The sequence below is a fragment of the Pseudomonas sp. 13B_2.1_Bac1 genome (genome assembly GCF_025466155.1).
Classification (GTDB): domain Bacteria; phylum Pseudomonadota; class Gammaproteobacteria; order Pseudomonadales; family Pseudomonadaceae; genus Aquipseudomonas; species Aquipseudomonas aylmerensis.
This window is the reverse complement of the sequence record NZ_JANLOH010000018.1, coordinates 21,651-43,860: the sequence shown is the minus strand read 5'-3', so window position 1 is coordinate 43,860 and position 22,210 is coordinate 21,651. Positions and strand designations below refer to the sequence as shown.

Annotated in this window: 19 protein-coding genes and 1 pseudogene; 15 read left to right on the top strand and 5 right to left on the bottom strand. The window is 59.3% G+C overall.

The window, feature by feature from the left end; all coding sequences use genetic code 11:
* The first annotated feature begins 30 nt into the window (after positions 1–30).
* The 6 genes and pseudogenes from NTD80_RS04270 (at position 31) to NTD80_RS31280 (ending at position 4,721) form a co-directional block, all read left to right on the top strand.
* Complete coding sequence (locus NTD80_RS04270) at positions 31–759, top strand: ABC transporter permease (protein ID WP_027616444.1); 729 nt, start codon at positions 31–33, stop codon at positions 757–759.
* The gene (locus tag NTD80_RS04265) at positions 756–1,466 is read left to right on the top strand and encodes an ABC transporter permease (RefSeq protein WP_027616445.1); all 711 of its coding nucleotides are present in this window, start codon (positions 756–758) and stop codon (positions 1,464–1,466) included. The genes NTD80_RS04270 and NTD80_RS04265 overlap by 4 nt, the downstream gene beginning before the upstream one ends.
* Before the next feature lie 52 nt (positions 1,467–1,518).
* Entirely contained in the window at positions 1,519–2,280 is a 762-nt protein-coding gene (locus NTD80_RS04260; RefSeq protein WP_027616446.1) for an ABC transporter ATP-binding protein, read from the top strand.
* 12 nt (positions 2,281–2,292) lie between these two features.
* Positions 2,293–2,796, top strand: a complete 504-nt coding sequence (locus NTD80_RS04255; RefSeq protein WP_051550466.1) for an Lrp/AsnC family transcriptional regulator — start codon at positions 2,293–2,295, stop codon at positions 2,794–2,796.
* Between the two features lie 32 nt (positions 2,797–2,828).
* Positions 2,829–3,863, top strand: a pseudogene (locus NTD80_RS31285) (cache domain-containing protein); the annotation flags it as partial.
* 93 nt (positions 3,864–3,956) lie between these two features.
* Positions 3,957–4,721 carry a methyl-accepting chemotaxis protein gene (locus NTD80_RS31280; RefSeq protein WP_373682479.1) on the top strand — a complete coding sequence of 255 codons (765 nt, stop codon included), beginning with the start codon at positions 3,957–3,959 and terminating at the stop codon, positions 4,719–4,721.
* 27 nt (positions 4,722–4,748) lie between these two features.
* On the opposite strand, the gene NTD80_RS04245 is transcribed toward NTD80_RS31280, so the two are convergent.
* Positions 4,749–5,384 carry a LysE family translocator gene (locus NTD80_RS04245; RefSeq protein WP_027616449.1) on the bottom strand — a complete coding sequence of 212 codons (636 nt, stop codon included), beginning with the start codon at positions 5,382–5,384 and terminating at the stop codon, positions 4,749–4,751.
* 371 nt (positions 5,385–5,755) lie between these two features.
* Positions 5,756–6,670 carry a LysR substrate-binding domain-containing protein gene (locus tag NTD80_RS04240; RefSeq protein ID WP_262132278.1) on the bottom strand — a complete coding sequence of 305 codons (915 nt, stop codon included), beginning with the start codon at positions 6,668–6,670 and terminating at the stop codon, positions 5,756–5,758.
* Positions 6,671–6,917: 247 nt separating this feature from the next.
* On the opposite strand from NTD80_RS04240, the gene NTD80_RS04235 reads away from it, so the two are divergent.
* The 4 genes from NTD80_RS04235 (at position 6,918) to pgm (ending at position 13,221) form a co-directional block, all read left to right on the top strand.
* Positions 6,918–7,940: a zinc-dependent alcohol dehydrogenase family protein gene (locus tag NTD80_RS04235; protein ID WP_016975808.1), complete on the top strand. Its 1,023-nt coding sequence runs from the start codon at positions 6,918–6,920 to the stop codon at positions 7,938–7,940.
* A 705-nt stretch (positions 7,941–8,645) separates the two neighbouring features.
* Entirely contained in the window at positions 8,646–10,070 is a 1,425-nt protein-coding gene (locus tag NTD80_RS04230) for a hypothetical protein (protein WP_262132277.1), read from the top strand.
* Positions 10,067–11,473 carry a PLP-dependent aminotransferase family protein gene (locus NTD80_RS04225; RefSeq protein WP_262132276.1) on the top strand — a complete coding sequence of 469 codons (1,407 nt, stop codon included), beginning with the start codon at positions 10,067–10,069 and terminating at the stop codon, positions 11,471–11,473. The genes NTD80_RS04230 and NTD80_RS04225 overlap by 4 nt, the downstream gene beginning before the upstream one ends.
* 104 nt (positions 11,474–11,577) lie before the next feature.
* Positions 11,578–13,221: a phosphoglucomutase (alpha-D-glucose-1,6-bisphosphate-dependent) gene (gene pgm / locus NTD80_RS04220; protein ID WP_120448547.1), complete on the top strand. Its 1,644-nt coding sequence runs from the start codon at positions 11,578–11,580 to the stop codon at positions 13,219–13,221.
* A gap of 66 nt (positions 13,222–13,287) precedes the next feature.
* On the opposite strand, the gene NTD80_RS04215 is transcribed toward pgm, so the two are convergent.
* Positions 13,288–13,983, bottom strand: a complete 696-nt coding sequence (locus NTD80_RS04215; protein WP_262132275.1) for a pirin family protein — start codon at positions 13,981–13,983, stop codon at positions 13,288–13,290.
* Between the two features lie 218 nt (positions 13,984–14,201).
* Here NTD80_RS04215 and NTD80_RS04210 point away from each other — a divergent pair, with 218 nt between their 5' ends.
* A complete protein-coding gene (locus tag NTD80_RS04210; RefSeq protein WP_262132274.1) occupies positions 14,202–16,655 on the top strand; it encodes a UvrD-helicase domain-containing protein in 2,454 nt (817 codons plus the stop codon).
* 60 nt (positions 16,656–16,715) lie between these two features.
* Here the strand turns inward: NTD80_RS04210 and NTD80_RS04205 are convergent, their stop codons facing one another.
* Positions 16,716–16,988, bottom strand: a complete 273-nt coding sequence (locus NTD80_RS04205) for a DUF1652 domain-containing protein (protein WP_065905103.1) — start codon at positions 16,986–16,988, stop codon at positions 16,716–16,718.
* A gap of 257 nt (positions 16,989–17,245) precedes the next feature.
* Between NTD80_RS04205 and NTD80_RS04200 the strand changes: the two genes are divergently transcribed.
* Genes NTD80_RS04200 through NTD80_RS04185 form a run of 4 tightly spaced genes read left to right on the top strand, consistent with a single transcriptional unit; the run spans position 17,246 to position 21,019 of the window.
* Positions 17,246–18,055: a helix-turn-helix transcriptional regulator gene (locus NTD80_RS04200; RefSeq protein ID WP_065905104.1), complete on the top strand. Its 810-nt coding sequence runs from the start codon at positions 17,246–17,248 to the stop codon at positions 18,053–18,055.
* 49 nt (positions 18,056–18,104) lie between these two features.
* Positions 18,105–19,511: an NAD(P)/FAD-dependent oxidoreductase gene (locus tag NTD80_RS04195; RefSeq protein WP_262132271.1), complete on the top strand. Its 1,407-nt coding sequence runs from the start codon at positions 18,105–18,107 to the stop codon at positions 19,509–19,511.
* A gap of 26 nt (positions 19,512–19,537) precedes the next feature.
* Positions 19,538–19,879 (top strand): cupin domain-containing protein, encoded by a 342-nt coding sequence (locus NTD80_RS04190; protein ID WP_120448550.1) that lies wholly within the window; start codon positions 19,538–19,540, stop codon positions 19,877–19,879.
* 60 nt (positions 19,880–19,939) lie between these two features.
* Positions 19,940–21,019, top strand: coding sequence for a polyamine ABC transporter substrate-binding protein (locus tag NTD80_RS04185; RefSeq protein ID WP_065905109.1), 1,080 nt, complete (start codon positions 19,940–19,942; stop codon positions 21,017–21,019).
* A gap of 315 nt (positions 21,020–21,334) precedes the next feature.
* On the opposite strand, the gene NTD80_RS04180 is transcribed toward NTD80_RS04185, so the two are convergent.
* The gene (locus NTD80_RS04180) at positions 21,335–22,120 is read right to left on the bottom strand and encodes a helix-turn-helix transcriptional regulator (protein WP_262132269.1); all 786 of its coding nucleotides are present in this window, start codon (positions 22,118–22,120) and stop codon (positions 21,335–21,337) included.
* Between the last annotated feature and the right edge of the window lie 90 nt (positions 22,121–22,210).

Sequence of the window (22,210 nt, the reverse complement as noted above, 5' to 3'; positions counted from 1 at the left end):
GATGGGCGTTTTCGCTATAGGTTGTTGATCATGTTTGAACCATTATTAGGCGCATTGGGGCTCTCTGCATTCAGCTTGCAAGGCTTCGGCCCGCTGCTGCTCGAAGGCACCTGGATGACCGTCAAGCTGTCCCTGTGCTCTCTTTTGCTTAGCGTATTGCTCGGGTTGATGGGCGCCAGCGCTAAACTGTCCAGTCTCAAGCTGCTGCGTATGCCCGCGCAGCTCTACACCACACTGATTCGTGGGGTGCCGGATCTGGTGCTGATGCTGTTGATTTTCTACAGTCTGCAAACCTGGCTGACGGTCATCACAGTGGCATTGGGCTGGCAGTACATCGAAATCAATCCCTTCGTCGCAGGAATCATCACCCTTGGTTTTATCTACGGCGCCTATTTCACCGAAACTTTCCGCGGCGCCATGCTGGCCGTACCCCGTGGACAGGTCGAAGCCGCTACTGCCTATGGGTTAAGTCGCGCCCAGCGTTTTCGCTTTGTGGTATTCCCGCAAATGATGCGGTTTGCCCTCCCGGGGCTGGGTAATAACTGGATGGTAATTCTTAAAGCCACCGCATTGGTGTCGATCATCGGCCTGGCTGATTTGGTAAAGGCTGCCCAGGACGCAGGAAAAAGTACCTATCAATTGTTCTTTTTCCTGGTACTGGCTGCACTGACCTATTTGATCATCACCAGCATCTCCAACTTCGTCCTGCGCTGTCTGGAAAAACACTACGCCGCGGGTTTACGGGAGGCAGTGCGATGATCGAACTACTGCAGGAGTACTGGAGGTCATTCGTCTACAGCGATGGCCAGCAAATCACTGGTCTGGCCATGACACTATGGTTGCTCAGCGCATCGCTTTTCATCGGCTTTATCGTATCTATTCCATTGTCCATCGCACGCGTGTCCCCCAGGTTTTACGTGCGCTGGCCAGTGCAGTTTTATACCTACCTGTTCAGGGGGACACCGCTCTACATCCAACTGCTGATCTGCTACACCGGAATCTACAGCCTCGCCGCAATACGCGCTCAGCCTGTGTTGGACGCATTCTTTCGCGATGCAATGAACTGCACCATTCTTGCCTTCGCTCTGAACACGTGCGCTTACACCACCGAGATATTTGCCGGGGCCATTCGCAACATCGCTCATGGCGAAGTCGAGGCGGCAAAAGCGTATGGCCTCTCGGGATGGAAACTCTATGCGTTTGTGATCATGCCGTCAGCCTTGCGTCGCTCGCTGCCGTATTACAGCAACGAAGTGATCTTGATGCTGCACTCAACCACGGTGGCATTCACCGCCACGGTGCCGGACATTCTCAAAGTTGCCCGTGACGCGAACTCAGCGACCTTTTTAACCTTTCAATCGTTTGGGATTGCGGCACTGATTTACCTGGCGGTCACCTTTGCGTTGGTCGGAGTGTTCCGAATTGCCGAACGTCATTGGCTGGCCTTTTTAGGGCCGACTCACTGAGCCCTGTATCTGACAGGGCCGCTCCCAACCCGCTTAGAGGATGATTGCGAAAATGTACAAATTGACGGTTGACGGACTACACAAGAGTTACGGTACCCATGAAGTACTCAAGGGTGTTTCCCTGCAGGCCAAAACGGGCGATGTCATTAGCCTGATCGGCGCGAGCGGTTCGGGAAAGAGTACGTTCCTGCGCTGTATCAATTTTCTCGAAACACCCAACGACGGTGCCATGAGTTTGGATGGCAAACCAATTTGCATGGTTAAAAATCATGCTGGATTACGTGTGGCGGATGACCGCGAGCTGCAACGACTGCGTACCCGCTTGGCCATGGTCTTCCAGCATTTCAACCTGTGGGGACACATGACCGTGTTGGAAAACATCACCATTGCCCCGCGTCGGGTGCTAGGCATCAGCAAAAAAGACGCAGAAGACCGTGCGCGGCGATACTTGGATAAAGTCGGCTTGCCTGCCCGTGTTGCCGATCAGTTCCCTGCATTTCTTTCCGGTGGTCAACAGCAGCGGGTAGCGATCGCCCGCGCCCTCGCCATGGAGCCCGAAGTCATGCTGTTCGACGAACCCACCTCGGCGCTTGACCCTGAGGTGGTGGGCGAGGTGCTCAAAGTCATCCAGGGGCTTGCTGAAGAGGGGCGCACCATGATCATGGTGACCCATGAAATGGGGTTTGCACGCAAAGTGTCGAACCAACTGCTGTTCCTTCATCAAGGACTGGTTGAAGAGCAGGGCGGACCTGAAATTCTGGATAACCCCAGAAGCGAGCGCCTGCAGCAGTTTCTGTCCAACGGGCTTAAGTGAAATGCTTTGGCTATGACCAGCGGAACAAAGAACCACGCGGCCCATGAGGGTTTGGGACGCATCGACGCGGCCATCGTCGACGTATTGCGCCGCAATGGGCGCATCACCTATAAAAAACTCGCCTCACTGGTGCACTTGAGCGAGAGCCCTTGTCAGCAACGCGTTCGCAAGCTGGAGAGGCTGGGCGTCATCCGCGGTTACGGGGCATTTATTGACGAGCGCAAGCTATTACCCGGTTTATCACTGGTGGTTCTAGTGACACTGGATGAGGGCAGGAGATGCAGCACGCAAAAGGTATTTGAGGCGCTTGTCAGTGCTTGCCCGCAAGTCATTGAGTGTCACTTGGTGAGTGGTGCGCTTGATTACTGCCTCCGAATACGCTGCCGGGATATGGAGCATTTCCGATCAATCACTGAATCATGGCTGGAGAGCACTGAACTGCACCTCGAGAAACTGGTGGCCTATCCACAGCTGGCCGTCATCAAGCCTTCATCGACGCACCTTGGTATCGAATAACAATTACAACACTTCACGCCTAGAGATAAACCATGATGATTGCGAACCTGAAGTTCAGTCATAAGGTATTGCTTGCAGCATCATTCGTTGTTGTCGCAGCGTTTTCGCTTTTTACGCTTTACAACGACTTGATTCAGCGCAAAACCATTCGCTCGAACCTTGAAAACCACCTAGAGGAAATGAGCAAGATCACGGCTGCAAGCGTTCAGTCCTGGCTCTCTGGGCGGGTACTTCTAATAGATCATGTTGCCCAGGCGGTTGCCAATGATCCCGCGTCGCAAAACATCACGCGGCTGCTGGAGCAGAGGTCGTTGCTATCGACGTTTACCTTCACTTATCTAGGCAGTCGTAACGGTAGTTTCGTCATCCGGCCAAAGGACGATCTACCTGCTGATTACGATCCTCGCACCCGGCCTTGGTATACCGACGCAATGGCTGCAGGAGGGACAACGCTGACTGAGCCTTACCTCGATGTGACGACAGGGCAACTGATGATGACCATTGCAACGCCGGTCAGTCAGGACGGCCAGCCGCTTGGAGTGGTAGGCGGGGATCTTACACTGGAGACGCTGGCGACCATTGTCAGCTCGCTCGACCTAGGTGGAATTGGCTATGCCTTTCTGGTCAACGCAGATGGCAGGGTGTTGGTTCATCCAGAAAAAGAACGGGTGATGAAGCAATTGAGCGATATTTACCCCCTGAACACGCCATCACTTAGCTCCCATATCAGCGAGACGGAGCAGGACGGAAAACCTCAAATTTTGATGTTCTCGCCGATCAAGGGACTGCCTTCGGTGAACTGGTATATCGGTTTGTCCATCGACAAAAGCAAAGCTTATGCGGCACTTGATGATTTTCGCACTTCCGCCATTTTGTCGATGGTTATTGCCGTTGCGACCACGCTGCTTTTGCTGGGCTTGCTTATTCGCGTACTGATGCGGCCCCTGAGGTTGATAGGTACAACCATGCGGGATATCGCCCAGGGAGAGGGCGACCTTACCCGCCGCTTGAGTGCGCATTCGAAAGATGAGTTCGGAGAACTGGCCGCAGACTTCAACCTTTTCGTGGAACGTATTCAGCACTCAATACGTGAAGTGTCTTCTGCTACCGAGCATGTCAATGAAGTGGCCAGGCGTGTAACGCAGACCTCTAGTGCGTCAATGTCGAACTCGGACGACCAGGCCAATCGCACCAACAGTATTGCGGCCGCGATTAACGAACTCGGCGCGGCGGCCCAGGAAATCGCGCGTAACGCGGGTGACGCTTCCCTTCAGGCGTCGGATGCCCGGTGCCAGGCTGAAGATGGCCGCGAGGTGGTGACCCAAACGATAAATGCCATGGGCGCGCTCTCTGGGAAAATCCGCACGTCATGCAGCAACATAGAGGCGCTGAATGGTAAGACCGAAAATATCGGTCGAATTCTTGAAGTCATCAAGGGCATTTCCGAACAGACCAACCTGCTGGCACTCAATGCCGCGATCGAGGCCGCGCGGGCGGGTGAAGCCGGGCGTGGGTTTGCTGTTGTAGCTGACGAAGTTCGCAGCCTGGCTTACCGCACGCAGACGTCAGCCCAAGAGATCCATACAATGATTGCAGAGCTTCAGATGGGCGCACGTGAGGCGGTACTCACCATGAACGAAAGCGAGCGCTACAGTAAGGACGGCGTGATTATCGCCAACCAGGCCGGTGAGCGGCTGGGCAGCGTCAGTCAGCGCATCGGCGAGATTGACGGAATCAACCAGTCGGTGGCGACAGCAACTGAAGAGCAAACTTCGGTCATCGGTTCACTGAACATCGACATCACCGAGATCAAAAACCTCAACCAGGAAGGGGTGGAAAACCTGCAGGCCACACTGCTTGCTTGTGACGATCTTGAACGACAAGCCACACGACTCAAGCAGCTGGTGGATGGCTTTCGAACTTAGGCCATCCCTACAAGAGCAGGCATTGAATCACGCGCGCGAGAACAGCAGCTTAAAACCTGCTGCGCCAAAGACCAACGCAAGGGTGCCTTCAATCCATCGGCGCGCCCTGCGATAACCCCGAATCATCGGTGCCGTGGAGAAAACGATCGCATAACCGCAGAAAATAGAAATGCTCAACACGGCACAGCCAGCCAGGATGATCATAACTGTTACAGGTGTCGCTTGTGGTCCCAGGCCGAGCGTCATCGTGGCGATCCAACCCAGTAATGCCTTTGGGTTGGTCAGGTGCATAAGCAAGCCCCGCCGGTAGAGGCCAAAACCCGAGATAGGCGGTGCTGCGCCCAGCGCTTTCTCAATTTTCTCGTCAGGTGTCAGGGCAGAACGTCCCGCTTTCAGGGCTAGGAACAGCAAGTATGCTCCGCCGACGATCTTGAGCACGAAGAGTGCCTCTGCGAACTGAAGCAAAATGGCCGAGACGCCTGTGGCGGCCATCGATCCCCAAAAAAAAGAACCACTGATCACTCCGGCTGCAAGCATCAGCGCAGGTTTTCTGCCTTGGTGCATGGCAACGCCCATGATCCGCATATTGCTGGGCCCCGGGCTTGCCGCTCCAACAATGTAGGCGGTAAAAACGAGTAGAAGGTGGTGGAAATCAAATGACATCAGTCGACCCTCGAGCTGCTTGTAATAGCTCGCAGCTTAAGTGTTCATAAGCTATTCGTCATTGGGTTCTTTAGCTGAATTTTCTGGCTTATTTGATTCTCATCTCGTGGGACTGGATCGCGCTCAATGGGATGTTTTCCATCGCCAACTTCCTGTAGTCCTACGCCGAGTTTGCCCCTGCCAATCCCGTCATCAGCGTGTGATTTTTCGAGATTTGGGCTGCTAGACCTTAGACTGGGGGCATCCTTTTCGAACCATCCAAAGCATGCCCTCAGATATGCCCCCAATGTAGCAATGCACTGGAGGTGGATGGATCTCCATGGTCCTTGAAAAGGCAGAAGTGATCGGATAAACAGCCCGCCATCCGGCCCCTAGAGACTCTCAGGGTCGCCAAAAAACATCTGAATCCGCGACCGCAACCACCGCTCCCCCGGATCATTATCCTGCGACCCTCGCCACGCCATGTGCAGTTCAAACGAGCGCACCGGCAACGGCGGCTCTTCGGCGCGCAGGCCACCGGCGGCGGTCAGGGCTTCGGCGGCGTAGTCGGGGACGATCGCGACAATGTCGGTGCCTGAGAGCAAGGTGCCCAGGCCGTTGAACTGCGGCACGGCCAGCACTACGTGGCGCTTGCGGTCGAGCTTTTCCAGTTCTTCGTCGATGAACCCGCTCAAGTCGCCGGCAAACGACACCAGCGCGTGGGGGCGGGCGCAGAAGTCGTCCAGGCTCAGGGAACCCGGCACGCTGTCGGCGCGCAGCAGTTTCGGCAGGCTGCGGCGCAGGACTTTGCGCTTGGCGTTGGCCGGCAGGTCGGCGGTGTAGCTGACGCCAATCGAGATTTCGCCGGAAGCGAGCAGGCCGGGCATCAGGATGTAGTTGACGCGGCGCACCACCAGCACGATGCCGGGGGCTTCGGCGCGCAGGCGCTTGAGCAGTTGGGGCAGCAGAGCGAATTCGACGTCATCGGACAGGCCGATACGGAAAACGGCGGTGCTGGTCGCCGGGTCGAACTCGGCGGCGCGGCTGACGGCGGTGGAAATCGAGTCCAGGGCCGGGGAGAGCAGGGCGAAGATTTCGACCGCGCGGGCCGACGGTTCCATGCTGCGGCCAGTACGTATGAACAGCGGGTCATCGAACAACCCACGCAGGCGCGACAATGCCGCGCTGATCGCCGGCTGGCCCAGGAACAATTTCTCGGCAGCGCGGGTCACACTGCGCTCATGCATCAAGGTTTCGAATACGATCAAGAGGTTAAGGTCGACACGACGCAGGTCGTTACGGTTCATCTTGTGTCCTGGAAGAGTCAGCAAACTTGACGAGAGCGGCCACATAGGAACAATGACCGGCATGAATCTTACGGGGAAAGGCTGGTACTCTGCACAGGATAATTGAGTTTTCCTACGATACTTGAGGTCAATTCCTCAGTTGCGGAATCAATAACAGACATGTCGACTATTAACGGCGACCGGTGGTCTTACCTGGAAAGCCCAGATAGAGTTCATGGCATTAGAGGTTACTTTGACGAGGTTTGCGATGTCCCGCACGATCCGTTTTCACAAGTTTGGTCCGGCCGAGGTGCTCAAATGCGAAGAGCATGCAGCCGCGCAGCCCGCACCGGGCGAAGTGCAGGTGCGTGTCGAAGCGATTGGCATCAGCTGGTATGACATTCTGTGGCGCCAGAACCTGGCGTCTTCCCATGCACGCCTGCCGTCCGGCCTTGGTCATGAGATGGCCGGTGTCGTGGTTGCCGTAGGCGATGGCGTGGATGACTTGGCCGTCGGCGATAAAGTCGCCAGTTTTCCGGCCGAGAGCCCCAATGATTACCCGGTGTATGGCGAACAGATCGTCCTGCCCCGTTCGGCCCTGACCCGCTACCCGGATGTCTTGAGCCCTATTGAAGCGAGCGTGCACTACACGCCGCTGCTGATCGCCTACTTTGCGTATGTGGACCTGGCACGCGTCAAGCCCGGGCAGTTTGCCCTGGTGACGGACGCCAGCCACTGCGCTGGTCCTTCCTTTGTGCAACTGGGCAAAGCCCTGGGTGTGCGGGTGATTGCCGCGACCAAGGACAGCGAAGAGCGCGAATACCTGCTGTCCCTTGGTGCGGAGAAAGTCATCGTCACCGAAGAACAGGACCTGCTGATGCAGATCAACAAGTTCACCGACAATCGCGGCGTGGACGTGGTGTTCGATGGCTTGGGCGGCCCGCAGATGTCGCTGCTCGGTGATGTGCTGGCGCCACGTGGCAGCCTGGTGCTCTATGGCCTGCAAGGTGGCAACCAGACGCCATTCCCGGCCTGTGCGGCGTTCCAGAAGAACATTCAGTTCTTTGTGCACTGCATCGGTAACTTCACCGGCAAGCCTGAGCTGGGCATCATCCAGGACCAGGTCGCCTTGCAGCGCGCCCTGCGGGATATCAACCAGCTGACTGCTGATCGCGTGCTGGTACCGCTGAAAACCACGGTGTTTCCATTCAATCAGTTCGTGGAAGCACACCGCTACATGGACGAATGCCCGTGCCGCGAGCGTGTGGCACTGCAGGTTGAAGCTGTTTAAGGCGTAGGAATATTCGCAAACGAGTGTTCCGGACCACTGGCGCATGGGGCAAATGCGCCATTTGACAGGGCTGAAGCCGCGCCGGCTTCAAGTTGATCACCCTGCATTTGAGCCCCTGATTCCTGGCTTTCCCCCTGACGCCGCGTTGAATTCCAGCGCGGCGTTGTTGTGTGCGCGTCATTAACGCCTGCGGCGTTGTCTATCTGCACTGGTTTTCGGCCAGCTTCTGTATCTATTAATCATTATTCCAGCGCTGATAATTGCCCTTCACTTTCATCTCAAGGACTGAGCAATGATTGACTATTTGATGTGTCATCCGCGAGAGCTTCGAACTCATCGCGCAGCCGAGACATGGTGCAGGGCGAGCGCTTACTTGCAGGGGAAGTTCACAGTGTGGACAGCAAGAAGTTGCTCGAATCAATTTGTCGGATGTTTCTTCAAGTTGTTGGGTAAAGGTGCGTAGGAGGGCGTAGGAATAGTCCTAGGATGGCCGCCTCGGCGCGCTTCGGCCCAGTAATAAAGGCTTTCTGTGCGCTTTCCAGGCGTGAGCCATGCCCGAGGAGATCCGTGTCGTTTTGTTGCGCGGTGCTAGTGTCTATTCATCGGTGCACCTGGCGGCGGGCGAACTTCTTATCTGCGCAATAGCTCAAGCAAACACTGTCAGCAGTTGCTTGAAACTGATATTTCAACTCAGGTAGTAGAATGATGAGCACTATTCACGAACAAGCCATGACGTATGTTTACCAGCAAGTTCTGCAACGCTTGATCGGGCACTTTAATCGCGCTGAACGTACTGCACTTCAATTGTTGATCCAGCGCATCGTGGTCGCGGCGGGTGGCATGGAACAGGTGGGGGATTACAAGGTGCTGATCGCCCACGGCGGCGGCGAGGTCAGCAGCTACACCCTGGCGTTGCTGCGCGCGGCGCAGCTGAGTATTGCCGGCCGGGCCCCGCGTACCTTTCACTTGCGGGTCGCGACGCTGCGCTACCCCGGCATGACCGAGAGCAGGCTCGACACCCTCAATCGAGGCTACAGCCGCCTGTTTCTCCACGACGACCCGCGCGTGGAGTTGTTGATGGTGGAAAACCACGACGTTCATCCCTTCAACCACCTTCGCCCGGCCAATGCCGCCGGGCGCGAAATCAGCCAGCGCAATCGGGTGATGGTGGGGCACATGACCTCCGGAGACTGTCGCGCGGCGCTGAGCAATGACACCTACCTGGCCTTGGGGGATTTCTACCAGCGGGCCAGCACCTGGCGCGGCGGTGTGCATGCGCTGGTCAGTGGCGATTCGCCACGCAAACAGAGCCACTTGCTTGCCTGGCTGAAGAAGACCGCGCTGGGCGCCGGTGTCGCTGCCCCCAAAGCCTGGCCCCAGTCGCTGAACGGCTTGTTCGCGCGCATGGAAGAATGGAGCGCCGCTTACTACGACGACCTGTACGGCGAAGAACATGCGCCTCGCGCCACCCCCAGTCTCGCCGGCCACCGCCACTTGGCGTACATCGGCATTGCCGACCTGCTCGATGGCGTCGACCCCCGGTCGTCGTCCTTGCTCACCGAGTTCATGGCCCACACCCCTGACGCCTTGGGCTTTCATTTCAGCCATCCGGCCTTTTCCTATCCCTTGCTGATGGCCCACCTGCGTGGGTTGCAGGCCGAGTGCCTGCGCGCGCTGGACTACGAAATGGGCGTTGAAGGTTTTATCCAGCAGGTGGCGCCGTTCATGCGCCGCCTGCACCTGAGCGAGGCGATGTTCGCCGAGGCTTGCACCGGTGATGGCCGCACCTTGTCGGCCACCCAGGCCAACCAGTTTTTCGGCCTGGATGAAACCCAGCTGAATTGCCTGTTGTTTTCGCCGTTTATCCATCATGGCGAACGGCTCGAATGCTATTTGCGCCAGTGCCATCCCGGCATGTTGGTGGCCCTGCCTGAGCTGCACAAACTGCTGCAGGGCAAGCCCTGCGCCGACATGCTGCAGCAGTGGGTGGTGGACACCAGTGGCTTGCCGCTGCCGTTGTTGCTGCACCTGTACCAGAAACGGCCGATGGTCATTACGGGCAGTAAACCGCGCGGCGCCCGCGCAACGGCCCGCAACCCTGCGCAGGCCCTGCAATTGTCCGGTCAATGAGCCTGCGCGGCGAGCGGCAGGCTGACTTCGCGTATCAGGCGGTCTATCGCTACATGATCAGCCTGATCAACCAGGTCAGTACCGATGCCCGGGTAAAACTGCCGTCCTTGCGCCAACTGGCCGGGCGCCTGAACGTATCGATCTCGACGATCCAATACGCATATTCGCTGTTGGAGAAGGAGGGCAGGGTCTATTCGGTGGCGAAATCGGGCTATTACGCCTGGCCGCTGTCGGTGAGCCCGTCGGCCTGTGCCGGCGGCGATTTGCTCGATCGGCTCTACGCGGCGGCCCGTCGCCCGGGCATGCTGGTGCTCAGCGGCGATGAGCCGGCATTGCTGGCATCCCTGGATAGCAGCTTGTTGCGTTTGGAGCGCGAGTTGGTGCGTCACTATCCGCATCCGTTGCAGCCGTGGTCGCAGCCGTGCGGCGTGTGGGAGTTGCGCGCGGCGTTGGCGGCGCGCTACACCACATCGCCCACGCGCTGCTGGCACGCCGACGAGGTGTATATCGGTGCGGATCTGCGCGGGGTGTTGGACATTCTGATCGAGGTGCTGGGCCTGCGGGGCACCACGGTGATTGTGGAGTCACCGTGTGATTGGCTGATCCTGCGTCTATTCCAGGATGCCGGGGTGCACCTCATCGAGCTGCCCTGGACGCCCGACGGACACCTGGACATGGCGACCCTCGATCAACTGTTACGTGATGAGCCTGTGCACCTGGTGTTGCTGTCCTCGGCGGTCAGCATGCCCTCGGGGGTGGCGATGTCGATCAGCGAACGCCTGGGCGTCGCGCAGTTGCTCGAGCAATACGGCTGCTGGCTGCTGGAGAACGACACCTTCGGCGAGCTGGGTTTCAAGGGGGCGCAAGCGCCCCTGCGGGAGTTGGTGAACCCCGAACGGTTGATCGTTTTTTCTTCGTTCGAGAAGGTACTGGGTGCGGAAGCCCCCTTTGGCTATCTGCTGTCCCGGCGCATGAGCAGTGAATTGCAGCGTCAGTTTCTGCTGCGTTCATTTCGCCTGTCATCGATCCGCCAGCGTGCCATTGCGCGCCTGTACCAGAGCGGCCGGATCGACCAGCACTTGCGCGCACTGCGCCAGCAATTGCGCGAGCAGGCGGCCGAAATGGGCCAGCGCCTGGACCAGCACTTGGGGGACCAGGTGACTTACCGCGCGCCCGCCGCCGGGGCGACGTTTTGGCTTGGCTGCACCCGACCGGTCGACATGCGCCAGGTGTTCCAGCGCCTGCTGACTGAGCACGTGGTGTTGGCCCCGGGTGAACTGTTCAGTGTCAGCGGCCTGCATCGCCAGCACCTGCGCATCAGTCATACCTTTGAGGGGCAAACCAACGTGGATATAGCCCTGGCTGCGTTGAGCGACGCGTTGCGGCAGGCAGAGATGGGGTGAGTGCATGAATTTTCTCTCAATGTTGTAGGATCGATACCGTCGCGCAGCAGTCGAACACTCAGTAAACTGCGACTTTTCCGATTCCTTCTTTCCGAGGTTCATGCATGACAATCAGTCCTTTTGCGGGCAAGCCGGCGCCAGCCCAGTTGCTGGTGGATATCCCGCGACTGGTCACGGCCTATTACACCGGCCAGCCTGATGCAGCAATCTCCACCCAGCGCGTGGCCTTTGGTACCTCCGGGCACCGGGGCTGCTCGTTCGACTTGAGCTTCAACGAATGGCATGTGCTCGCCATCAGCCAGGCCATCTGCCTGTATCGCGAAGCCCAGGGCATTAACGGCCCGCTGTTCGTCGGCCTGGATACTCACGCACTGTCGACGCCAGCCGGCGCCAGTGCCCTGGAAGTGCTGGCCGCCAATGGCGTGCACGTGATGCTGGCCGAAGGCGATGAGTACACACCAACGCCGGCGATTTCCCACGCCATCATCTGCTACAACCGCGGCCGTACCAGCGGCCTGGCGGACGGCATCGTGATCACGCCATCGCACAACCCGCCGCAAAGCGGCGGCTACAAGTACAACCCGCCCAATGGTGGCCCGGCTGATACCCACGTCACCAAGTGGATCGAAGCCAAGGCCAACGAACTGCTGGCGAACAAGCTGGCTGGCGTCAAGCGCATCACCCACGCGCAGGCCCTCAAGGCGGACACCACCCATCGCCATGATTACCTCAATAGCTACGTGGCTGACCTGGTCAATGTGATCGACATGGACGCCATCCGCAGCGCCGGCCTGCGCCTGGGCGTGGACCCGCTGGGCGGAGCAGGGGTGCGCTACTGGTCGGCGATTGCCGAGCATTACCGCCTGAACCTGGACGTGGTGAACACCGAAGTCGATTCGACGTTCCGCTTCATGAGCGTCGACTGGGATGGCCAGATCCGCATGGACCCGTCCTCCAGCTACGCCATGCAAGGCCTGATCGGCCTCAAGGAGCGCTTCGACGTAGCCTTCGCCTGCGACCCGGACCACGACCGCCACGGCATCGTGACCCCGTCCGGCGGCCTGTTGGCGCCCAACAACTACCTCGCGGTGTCGATCGACTATCTGTTCCAGAACCGTCCCGACTGGCGTGCCGACGCGGCCGTGGGCAAGACCGTGGTCAGCAGCGGCCTGATTGACCGCGTAGCCGCCCGCATCGGTCGACGCCTGTACGAAGTGCCGGTGGGCTTCAAGTGGTTCGCCGATGGGCTGTTCGAGGGTTCGCTGGGCTTTGGCGGTGAAGAAAGCGCCGGTGCCTCGTTCCTGCGCAAGGACGGCACGGTGTGGAGCACCGACAAGGATGGTTTGATCCCGGCGCTGCTGGCGGCAGAAATGACCTCGCGCAAAGGCCAGGACCCGAGCCAGATCTACCGTGGCTTGACGGATGCGTTGGGCGAACCCTTTGCCATTCGCGTCGACGCCAAGGCGACGCCGGCGCAAAAGGCCCTGTTGGGCAAGCTATCGCCGGAGCAGGTGACCTCCACCGAACTGGCCGGCGAAAGCATCCAGCAGATCCTCAGCCATGCGCCGGGCAACAACCAGGCGATTGGCGGCTTGAAAGTGATGACCGAAAACGGCTGGTTCGCCGCGCGTCCGTCCGGCACCGAGGACATCTACAAGATCTACGCCGAGAGCTTTATCGGCGAAGATCACCTCAAGCAGCTGGTAGAAGAGGCACAAGTGCTGGTTGACGGCGCTATCAGCGAATAACCTGCTGCAGGCGCCGGCTTGCCGGCGGTAGCGCTCGCAAGACCGCTTTCGCCGGCCGGCCAGAGGTCAAGCGAGGTCGACCAACACGATCTCGCTGTCTTCAATTGCCGTCACCTGCAACATCTGCTCATCTTCCACGGCAACCCCGTCTCGCGCTTGCGCACGCAAGCCATTGACTTCAATCACGCCCGTCGCCGGCACCAGATACGCCCGACGCCCTTGGTCCAGGCGGTATTGCGCAGTTTCCCCAGCCTTCAGATTGGCGGCTACCAGTCGTGCATCGGCGCGAATGCGCAGGCTTTCGCTGTCTCCGGCCTTGCCGCTGGCCAGCGTGACAAAGCCTTCTCGATCCCCTTTGGGGAACGGCTTGGCGCCCCACGATGGCGGCAAACCGGCCTCGTTCGGGATAATCCAGATCTGGAAGATCTTGGTGGGTGTCGCTTCCAGGTTGTATTCACTGTGGGCGATGCCGGTGCCGGCACTCATCACCTGCACGTCACCGGCCTCGGTGCGGCCTTTGTTGCCCAGGTTGTCGGCATGGCTGATGGCGCCTTCACGCACGTAAGTGATGATTTCCATGTCACGGTGCGGGTGCTGCGGGAAGCCGGTGCCAGGGGCGATGATGTCGTCGTTCCACACCCGCAGGTTGCCCCAGTGCATGCGTTTGGGATCATGGTATTCGGCAAATGAAAAATGATGATGGGCATCGAGCCAGCCGTGGTGGGCGCCGCCCAAGGTGGTAAAAGGTCGAAGTTCAAGCATGATCGTCTCCTGTTGATGGCGCCTATGATCCAGCAGGGCATAATCGATAAAAAGCGTAAAAAATGCCTGATTCCTATCAGTCGATTAGATTGGTAGCCGGCGCTTGTACTTTCAGTTCATCGCCTAACTGCATGACGGCAAAGCAATTGGTGGAACTGAACGGCAATTCCGGCGACCATGGCGACCTTGTTGAAACTCAGCTCATCGCAGGAGTCCGCGTGCCGCAACACAAGCCTGATCTGCCCCCTGAACTGCGCCCCCTGGCAGAAATGCCTCTGTTGAAACGCCTCGCCGCTCGCCTGTTTGGCCATGGCCTGACCCGATTGCGTGCCCAGCACCGGTTTTCCTGGTTGCACGGCCAGGCCGACGGTTTTCGCAGCGGCCATGAAGCAGGGGTGGAGTACGGCTATCGCGAGGGCAAGGCGGACGGCCTTGAAGAAGGCCGCCAAGTCCTGCTGATCCGCGACTTCCGGCCGGACGAGCACAGTGCGCCGGGCGTGGATGACAGCCTGTTCGACGATTGGCGCCTGCCGCTCACGGCCGATATCAAGAAGCGTATCAAGGCCGACGTTGCCCGACTCCTGCCGGCCCATGCCCTACCGAGCGCGGCGCAATGGAAGATGATCTTCAGCGATACGCCGTCAACCTCGGTGATTGCCGGCGCCGGCGCGGGCAAATCGACCTCGCTGGTGCTGCGGATTCTGCTGCTCACCCATTACCTGGGCTTTGAACTCAGCTCGATGACCGTCGTGACGTTCACCCGCGAGTCGCGCAAAGACTTCATCAACAAGCTCATGGAAATCCTCAACCTCTGGGGCCAACCCCTTGGTTTTAAAGAAGCCCAGGCCGTGGTGCGCACCTTTCATTCGCGCATCCTGCCGATGGTGCGCAGCCTGCCGGGTTTTGAGCGCCTGCAGGCGTTCGAAAACCTCAGCGCGGGTTTCGAAGAGGCTGACAGCAACCCGTTCGACCTGCGTATCGGTGATGCCCAGCGCCAGCAGATGAATGCCTGCTATCACCAGTTACATGGCCGCCACGCGCGATTTCGCGAGCTGATCACGCCGCTGGCCCGACAAGGCCTGCAACTCAAGGAGTTGGAGCGCGACCATCCGGATGTGCAGAAGCGCATGGCAGTGACCGAACTGGCTGCCAAGCGTGATGAAGAGCTCTGTGATGTGATCGAGGACCTGTGGTTCCGTGCCGGCGCGTGGCCGATCAAGGGCATTGAACCCAGCCGCCAGACCTTCGAAATCAATGGTGCGCAGTTTCACTGCCATGGCTATATCCCGGAGTTGGATGCCTGGGTAGTGCTGGGCTTCGACTCGCGGGAAAACGCGCAGATCAGCCGGCCGAATGCAAAATTGTCGGTGCGTGCAGAATGGGCGGTAAAGCGCACCCTGTTTCAAGCTTTCTGTCATAAGCCATTGATATGGTTGGATAGTTACGATTCGTCCAGGCGCCTTTTGAGCAGCCTCGCCGGTGACGCCAGTGCCGGGCCCGGCTTTGATTACAAGGTCAAGGGTGAGCTGGCCTCGGCGCCGTTGCTGGACAGCTTTGTCATGGCCGCGGGGTTTATCGAGAACCTGGGACTCGACGTGCCGACCGCCGTCGGCAACATGAGCTTTGCCAAGGACGATCCCGATCGCTTCTTCTTCGAGGCCCTGAGCATTTTCTGGAAAGCCCTGGAAGACCATCTGCTCGATCAATCCCCGCCGATCATGACCTACAACCGGATGTTTTCGCTGTTCGGCGAAAATACCCCGGAAAACCTCAAGCTGCTCAGTGATCCGCTGTTGCGCCCGATGTCGCACCTGATGATCGACGAGTTCCAGGATGTGTCGCCGCAGATCGTCTCGTGGCTCCGCGCCAGCCTGCGCGAGATCCGCAGTCGTGGCCCGGCGATGCATGTCGGGCGGGGGGCGCAACGCTCGTCGTTGTTGTGCGTGGGCGATGACTGGCAGTCGATCTACGGCTGGCGCGGCAGTTCGCCCAAGTACTTCATGGCATTCAACCAGGAGTTCCCGTCGCCGAGTGCCACGCGGGTGATGCTGGGTGAGAACTACCGCAGCCATCAGCACATCATTGATGCTGCCGAACACATAGTGCGGGCCGCACCGGCGATCCCTGGCAAGAAAGCCAAGGCGGCTGGCACACCCAAGGCGTTGGTGCCGGTCACCGTACTCGAACGTGACGACGCCGCCTTGGGTCGCAAGCTGCTGGAGCACTATCAGCAGGGCGATTCAGTACTGATGTTGTATCGAAAAAGTAGCGATAAGCTATTGATTCAAGAGCATATTCAGTCGGTAATTAATGTGGATTCTAGCTTGCCAGTCCAGGCGCGCCGGTTGAAACAGCTGACCTATCACAGCGCCAAGGGCCTGCAGGCGGATGCGGTATTCCTGCTGGGAGATTGCCAGCACGTGACCAGCTCGCCCTACAAGAACCAGGTCTATCGCATGGCGGGCCTGGGCAAGGACGGTGACAGCGAGCCCTATGACACCGCGCAAAAGGACGAAGTGCTGCGCCTGGCTTATGTCGGCATTACCCGAGCGGTGAGCCACTGCTATTGGTATGTGGAGAAACCGGAAGGTCCGGCGGTGAATGTGCCGAAGGCCTCGGAGCGGGTGGATGGCAGGAAAGCCTTCTTCGACGACCAACGAAACCTTGTGTAGGAGCCGGCTTGCCGGCGATGCCTACCCAGATTGTTGATCCACTGCTTGAGGGATGGGCTGTCAGGCCCGCAACGACAGCGGCGGCACGAATGACTCGAGTTCATCCTCCACCGCCTCGATGATGCGCTCCACGTCGGCGGCGTTCATCACCGTGGCACACGGGATGCCGGCAATGGCGATCAAGGTTTCGCCGCTGACACGGTCGAACAGGCGGGCGATCATACTGCCGGGCGCGTCCATGCTCGCCTCGAAGCCCATCGGGTGAAAATGCCAGCGCATCAACTGGCAGGCGTTGGGGAACGTCACTTTGTTCATATTGCCCACCTTGTACATTGAGCGCTTCCTTTAGCTCGCGGCAGGGAGCCATGACCTTCACTGGTCGTGGCGTCGGAGAACTTCAAAATAGCATTCGTTCGTAAGCCCAAGGTGACTTTTTTCGGCCCGTTCGGCGGTTGTTTTCGATTCGTTTGATATGGATCACGGCTTACAAGAAATTAGGCAAAAGGCCATTAGTTAGAAGTTGCCACCGTCCATTGAACGCACCGCGAAAATTCGGCAATCTCCAGGGTTTACCCGCCGCAGAGCACTCTATGCCCGACCTCAGCCCCGACGATGACAGCCAGTGTTCCCACGCCACGCGTGAACTGGTGCTGCGCCACCACCTGTGCTGGCGGCATCGGGACCTGGACGGGGTGATGTCCTATTACCACGCGGATATCCAGTACCACGACTTCTTCCAGAACCGCGTGGTCGGCTATGCCGAGTTGCGTGAGTACCTGCAGGCCAGCATGCCCCGCGAAGCGGACGAGGCGATTGAACACTCCGATCGCATTCGCGCCGATGGCGACACCGCGTTTATCCAGTACCGCATCACGCTGCGGGGCAGCCAGGGCCTGGTGTCGTTTCGTACCAGCGAGGCCATCACGGTGCGGGACGGGTTGATCTGGCGGGTCAATGAATACGCGTCGCTGGTGCATGAACAGCCGACGCAGGCGACGCGACCCACGGTCAGCCGCCTGGGCCTGTCGCCCCAGCAATTGGGGCACATGGCCAATGACCTGCAGCAATACTTCGAGCGCAAGCAACCCTACCTGGACCCGGAGCTGGACTTGCAGCGGGTTGCCAAGGAGTGCGGCTACAGCCGCAATCAGATTTCCTACCTGCTGAACCAGGTGCTGGGGCAAAGCTTCTACCGCTACGTCAACCAGGCGCGGCTCCAGCATTTGCTCGCAGCCCTGGACAGCGCGGTGCCGCCGATCAAGGTCGATGACCTGGCGTTTGCGGCCGGTTTCAATTCGCTGTCGGCGTTCTACAGCGCGTTCCGCCAGCACACCGGCCAATCGCCCAAGGCCTACGTCAAACAAATTTCCCTGCGTGCACGCGCGCAAGACAGCCAATAACGCCGCGCTCTAGGATCCAGCCTATCGAAACGAGGTAGGGGAGCTTGGCATGCCGGCATGGCGCAATATCAGTTTATGGATGGACCAGCTCGACGACCCGCTGACCGCGCGGCCCTCCCTTGAGCATGACCTGGACGTCAATGTCGCCATTATCGGCGCCGGTTACACCGGCCTGTGGACCGCCTATTACCTGAAACGCCAGGCGCCTGAACTGAAAATCGCGATCATCGAGGCGCAAACCGCCGGCTTCGGTGCCTCCGGCCGCAATGGCGGCTGGCTGATGGGCAACCTGCTGGGTGAGGACCGGCTGCTGGCAGGTCTGGCGCCCGAACAACGGCGCGCCTCGTTTGACCTGTTGCACGCCATTCCCGACGAAGTGGCCCAGGTGCTGGCCCATGAAGGCATCGACTGCGACTACCGCAAGGGCGGCGCGTTGTACTGTGCCGCGCGCTACCCCGAGCAGGAAGGCAGCCTGCGCCGCTACTTGGATAAATTGCATGCCCAGGGTCTGACGGAGGCCGACTATCGCTGGCTCGACCCGCAGCAATTGGCCGAGCAGATTCGCATCGCCAAGCCCTATGGCGGTATTTATGCACCGCATGTCGCCACGATCAACCCGGCCAAGCTGGTGCGCGGCCTTGCGCGGGTAGTAGAGGGCATGGGCGTCGCGATCTACGAAAACAGCCCGGTCACCCACTGGCAATCCGGCAGCCTGCGCACCGCCAAGGCCAGTGTGCGCGCCGCCTGGGTGGTGCCGGCTGTCGAGGGGTACGCCACGACGTTGCCGCCTCTGGGCCAGTACCAATTGCCGGTACAGAGCCTGATCGTTGCCACCGAGCCGCTGCCTGCCAGCACCTGGGATCAAATCGGCCTGAACCATGGCCAGGCATTCGGTGAAAGCAGCCGCCAGGTCACTTATGGCCAGCGTTCGGCGGACAACCGCCTGGTGTTCGGCGCCCGTGGCGGTTATCAGTTCGCCGGCAAGTTGCGGCACAACTTCGATTTGACCGACAGCGAGGTCGAGCTGCGTCGCTACCTGTTCGGCGAACTCTTCCCACAGCTCAAGAACGTGCGGATCACGCACTCCTGGGGCGGCAACCTCGGCATGTCGCGCCGGTTCCGCCCGCACATGCTCTGCGATCACAAGACCGGCATCGCGCTGTCCGGCGGCTATGGCGGGGAGGGCGTCGGTGCGACGAACCTGGGCGGCCGCACCTTGGCCGACTTGATCCTGGGCCGCGACACGCCGCTGGTCCAGCAACCCTGGGTGATCCGCGAGCGCGGCCTGGACGCGCTCAAGGCCTGGGAGCCGGAACCCTGCCGCTGGCTGGGGTACAACGCGATCATTCGCAGTTTTGTCCATGAAGACCAGGTGTTGGCCAACCCCAACACCGCGCCCTGGCGCCGCAAGCTGGCGACCGGCATGGCCGAGTTCATGGAAGGTTTCATGCACTAAGTCGTTTCACTCACACGGGAAAACCCATGAGCATCACTCAATTCAAAGACACGCTGAATGCCCACTTGCCCGACGCCTCACCGGTGGCCGTGCCGTTGGGCGAGCCCATCGCCGTGGCCTCGACCCTGAGCGTGGAGCGCAACGACGGCGTCGAAACCGGCATCTGGGCGTGCACCCCAGGCCGCTGGCGTCGGCAGATCAAATCCCAGGAGTTTTGCCACTTTATCCAGGGCCGCTGCACCTTTACCCCGGACGACGGAGAAACCATTCACATAGAAGCCGGCGACGCACTGATGTTGCCAGCCAACAGCACCGGTATCTGGGATATCCAGGAAACCGTGCGCAAGACCTACGTATTGATTCTGTAACGCTTTGATCCTTGATCGCCTGCCATAAAAACAGCCCTAAAACCGCCAGGAAATCGAACCATGAAAGCCATTGCCCTGTTGCCCTTGATGTTGGTGGCCTCTATCAGCCAGGCCGCCGAGACGGTGAAAATCTACAACTGGTCGGACTACATCGCGCCGGACACCACCAAGAACTTCCAGAAAGAAACCGGCATCGGTTTTACCTACGACGTCTACGACAGCAACGAAACCCTGGATGGCAAGTTGATGACCGGTAAATCCGGCTACGACGTGGTGTTTCCGTCCAACCACTTCATGGCCCGCCAGATCCAGGGCGGCGCGCTGAAGAAGCTCGACAAGAGCCAGTTGCCGAACTGGAAGAACCTCAACCCGGTGCTGCTCAAGGCCCTGGAAAACAATGACCCGGGCAATGCCCACGGCTTCCCGTACCTGTGGGGCAGTACCGGCATCGGCTACAACATCGACAAGGTCAAGGCGGTGCTGGGCGATAACGCGCCAGTGGATTCCTGGGACTTGATCTTCAAGCCCGAGAACATGGCCAAGTTGCAGAAGTGCGGGGTGGCGATCCTCGATAACGGCCCGGAATTGTTGCCCGCCGCGCTGAACTACCTGGGCCTGCCGCACCACAGCAAGAAGGCCGAAGACTACAAGAAAGCCGAAGACCTGCTGATGAAAGTGCGGCCTTACGTGGCGTACTTCCACTCCTCGAAATACACCGCTGACCTGGCCAATGGCGATATCTGCGTGGCCGTCGGTTTCTCCGGCGACATCCTGCAAGCCGAAAGCCGAGCCAAGGAAGCCAAGAACGGCGTGAACATCGGCTACAACATTCCCAAGGAAGGCGCCGCCATCTGGTTCGACATGGTCGCCATGCCCGCCGATGCCCCCGACGAAAAAGCCGGCTACGCGTTCATGAACTACCTGTTGCGCCCGGAAGTGATGGCCAGCATCACCAACTACGTGCACTACGCCAACGGCAACCAGGCCGCCGACAGCCTGGTGGACCCGGCGATCAAGGCCGACACCAAGGTCTACCCGAGCCCCGAGATGATGGGCAAGCTTTTCGCGCTGGAAGCCATGCCGCTGAACATCGACCGGATTCGGACGCGGGTGTGGAACACCATTCGTACCGGGCGCTGAAAAATTGGCGGTGGAGTGGCTACTGCGGCAAGCCTGTTTAGTGTGGTGAACCGGGTTGTTGTGGCGAGCGGGTTTATTGTGGCGAGCGGGCTTGCCCCGCGTTGGGCTGCGCAGCAGCCCCAAAACCAGCCTCAGAGGAGTACCTGATACACCGCATGCTCACTGAATGGGGCTGCTTCGTAGCCAAACGCGGGCGGTGCGACGATTCGACAAGCCCGCTCACCACAAAAGAAGGGAAAAGCCAGCTTCTGCATAGGGCCACCATCAAACCCCACCTCACACAACACCCCGCCCATTCACCCCTGAGCCCCTGGCTCAGGGATTTTCCAGATCATGCCCCAACGACTGTATAAACAACGAAAACAGCTCCGGCTGTGAAGAAATATCCAGCTTCGCGTACAGATGCCGACGGTGCACCTTCACTGTGTCCGGCGAGATGTTCAACCTTTCCGCCATAGCCTTGGAAGAGAACCCGCGCAATACCAGGCGGGCGATTTCCAGTTCGCGGTCCGACAGCACGCCGCAGCCGAATTGGCTCAGTGCATCGCGGATCTGGCTGTCCATGGCCGGCGCGCGCTGGGTGCTCTGCTGCCAGTGCTGTTGCATCAATGGCAATACCCACGCCGCCAAGGTAGTCATCAGCCCGGTCTCATCGGCGCTGAAGCGCCTTTGCATCCCCAGCGACAACGACAACGTGCCCGCCCCAGGCAGTTGCAGGATGAATTGCACCTCGTCTTCCAGCACGTTGTCGTGGAAGTAATTGAGGAAGTATTCACTCTGGCGAAAATGGTCCGGCGCCACTTCTTCCAGGCGGTACACGCCGCTGGCGTAGCCTTCGCGGCAAGCCTGGAAGAACGGGTCGAGCAGGTACAAGCCATTGAGGTACACCAGCATCGACGCCGGCTTGCTGCTGGGCTGGGCGTCGTATTCTTCCAGGGCCTGGGGGGCACCCTCCACGGGATAGTAAATCGCCAGGGCGTTATCGAACGGCAAACACTGGTGCAGCAACAGCACCAGCTGTTTCCAGAAGCGCTCGGTGCCGATGTATGCGACGGTGCGGCCCAGCCCTGCGTGCATGCCGACTTCCCGGAACAGGCTCATGTAACAGGCTCCCGCCAGCAAAAGATCGGCCAAGGGTTCGGCTTTTGTCGGGTGCCGTCAAGGGGAGTACGCCAATAGGGGAATTGGCTG

What these genes read in the sequence shown, in the direction of transcription:
- pgm (WP_120448547.1), top strand. Translation starts at nt 11,578, where the DNA reads ATGACAATCAGTCCTTTTGCGGGCAAGCCGGCGCCAGCCCAGTTGCTG.
- NTD80_RS04225 (WP_262132276.1), top strand. Translation starts at nt 10,067, where the DNA reads ATGAGCCTGCGCGGCGAGCGGCAGGCTGACTTCGCGTATCAGGCGGTC.
- NTD80_RS04255 (WP_051550466.1), top strand. Translation starts at nt 2,293, where the DNA reads ATGACCAGCGGAACAAAGAACCACGCGGCCCATGAGGGTTTGGGACGC.
- NTD80_RS04270 (WP_027616444.1), top strand. Translation starts at nt 31, where the DNA reads ATGTTTGAACCATTATTAGGCGCATTGGGGCTCTCTGCATTCAGCTTG.
- NTD80_RS04265 (WP_027616445.1), top strand. Translation starts at nt 756, where the DNA reads ATGATCGAACTACTGCAGGAGTACTGGAGGTCATTCGTCTACAGCGAT.
- NTD80_RS04195 (WP_262132271.1), top strand. Translation starts at nt 18,105, where the DNA reads ATGCCGGCATGGCGCAATATCAGTTTATGGATGGACCAGCTCGACGAC.
- NTD80_RS04240 (WP_262132278.1), bottom strand. Translation starts at nt 6,670, where the DNA reads ATGAACCGTAACGACCTGCGTCGTGTCGACCTTAACCTCTTGATCGTA.
- NTD80_RS04260 (WP_027616446.1), top strand. Translation starts at nt 1,519, where the DNA reads ATGTACAAATTGACGGTTGACGGACTACACAAGAGTTACGGTACCCAT.
- NTD80_RS04180 (WP_262132269.1), bottom strand. Translation starts at nt 22,120, where the DNA reads ATGAGCCTGTTCCGGGAAGTCGGCATGCACGCAGGGCTGGGCCGCACC.
- NTD80_RS04215 (WP_262132275.1), bottom strand. Translation starts at nt 13,983, where the DNA reads ATGCTTGAACTTCGACCTTTTACCACCTTGGGCGGCGCCCACCACGGC.
- NTD80_RS04200 (WP_065905104.1), top strand. Translation starts at nt 17,246, where the DNA reads ATGCCCGACCTCAGCCCCGACGATGACAGCCAGTGTTCCCACGCCACG.
- NTD80_RS31280 (WP_373682479.1), top strand. Translation starts at nt 3,957, where the DNA reads ATGTCGAACTCGGACGACCAGGCCAATCGCACCAACAGTATTGCGGCC.
- NTD80_RS04245 (WP_027616449.1), bottom strand. Translation starts at nt 5,384, where the DNA reads ATGTCATTTGATTTCCACCACCTTCTACTCGTTTTTACCGCCTACATT.
- NTD80_RS04205 (WP_065905103.1), bottom strand. Translation starts at nt 16,988, where the DNA reads ATGTACAAGGTGGGCAATATGAACAAAGTGACGTTCCCCAACGCCTGC.
- NTD80_RS04230 (WP_262132277.1), top strand. Translation starts at nt 8,646, where the DNA reads ATGAGCACTATTCACGAACAAGCCATGACGTATGTTTACCAGCAAGTT.
- NTD80_RS04235 (WP_016975808.1), top strand. Translation starts at nt 6,918, where the DNA reads ATGTCCCGCACGATCCGTTTTCACAAGTTTGGTCCGGCCGAGGTGCTC.
- NTD80_RS04185 (WP_065905109.1), top strand. Translation starts at nt 19,940, where the DNA reads ATGAAAGCCATTGCCCTGTTGCCCTTGATGTTGGTGGCCTCTATCAGC.
- NTD80_RS04190 (WP_120448550.1), top strand. Translation starts at nt 19,538, where the DNA reads ATGAGCATCACTCAATTCAAAGACACGCTGAATGCCCACTTGCCCGAC.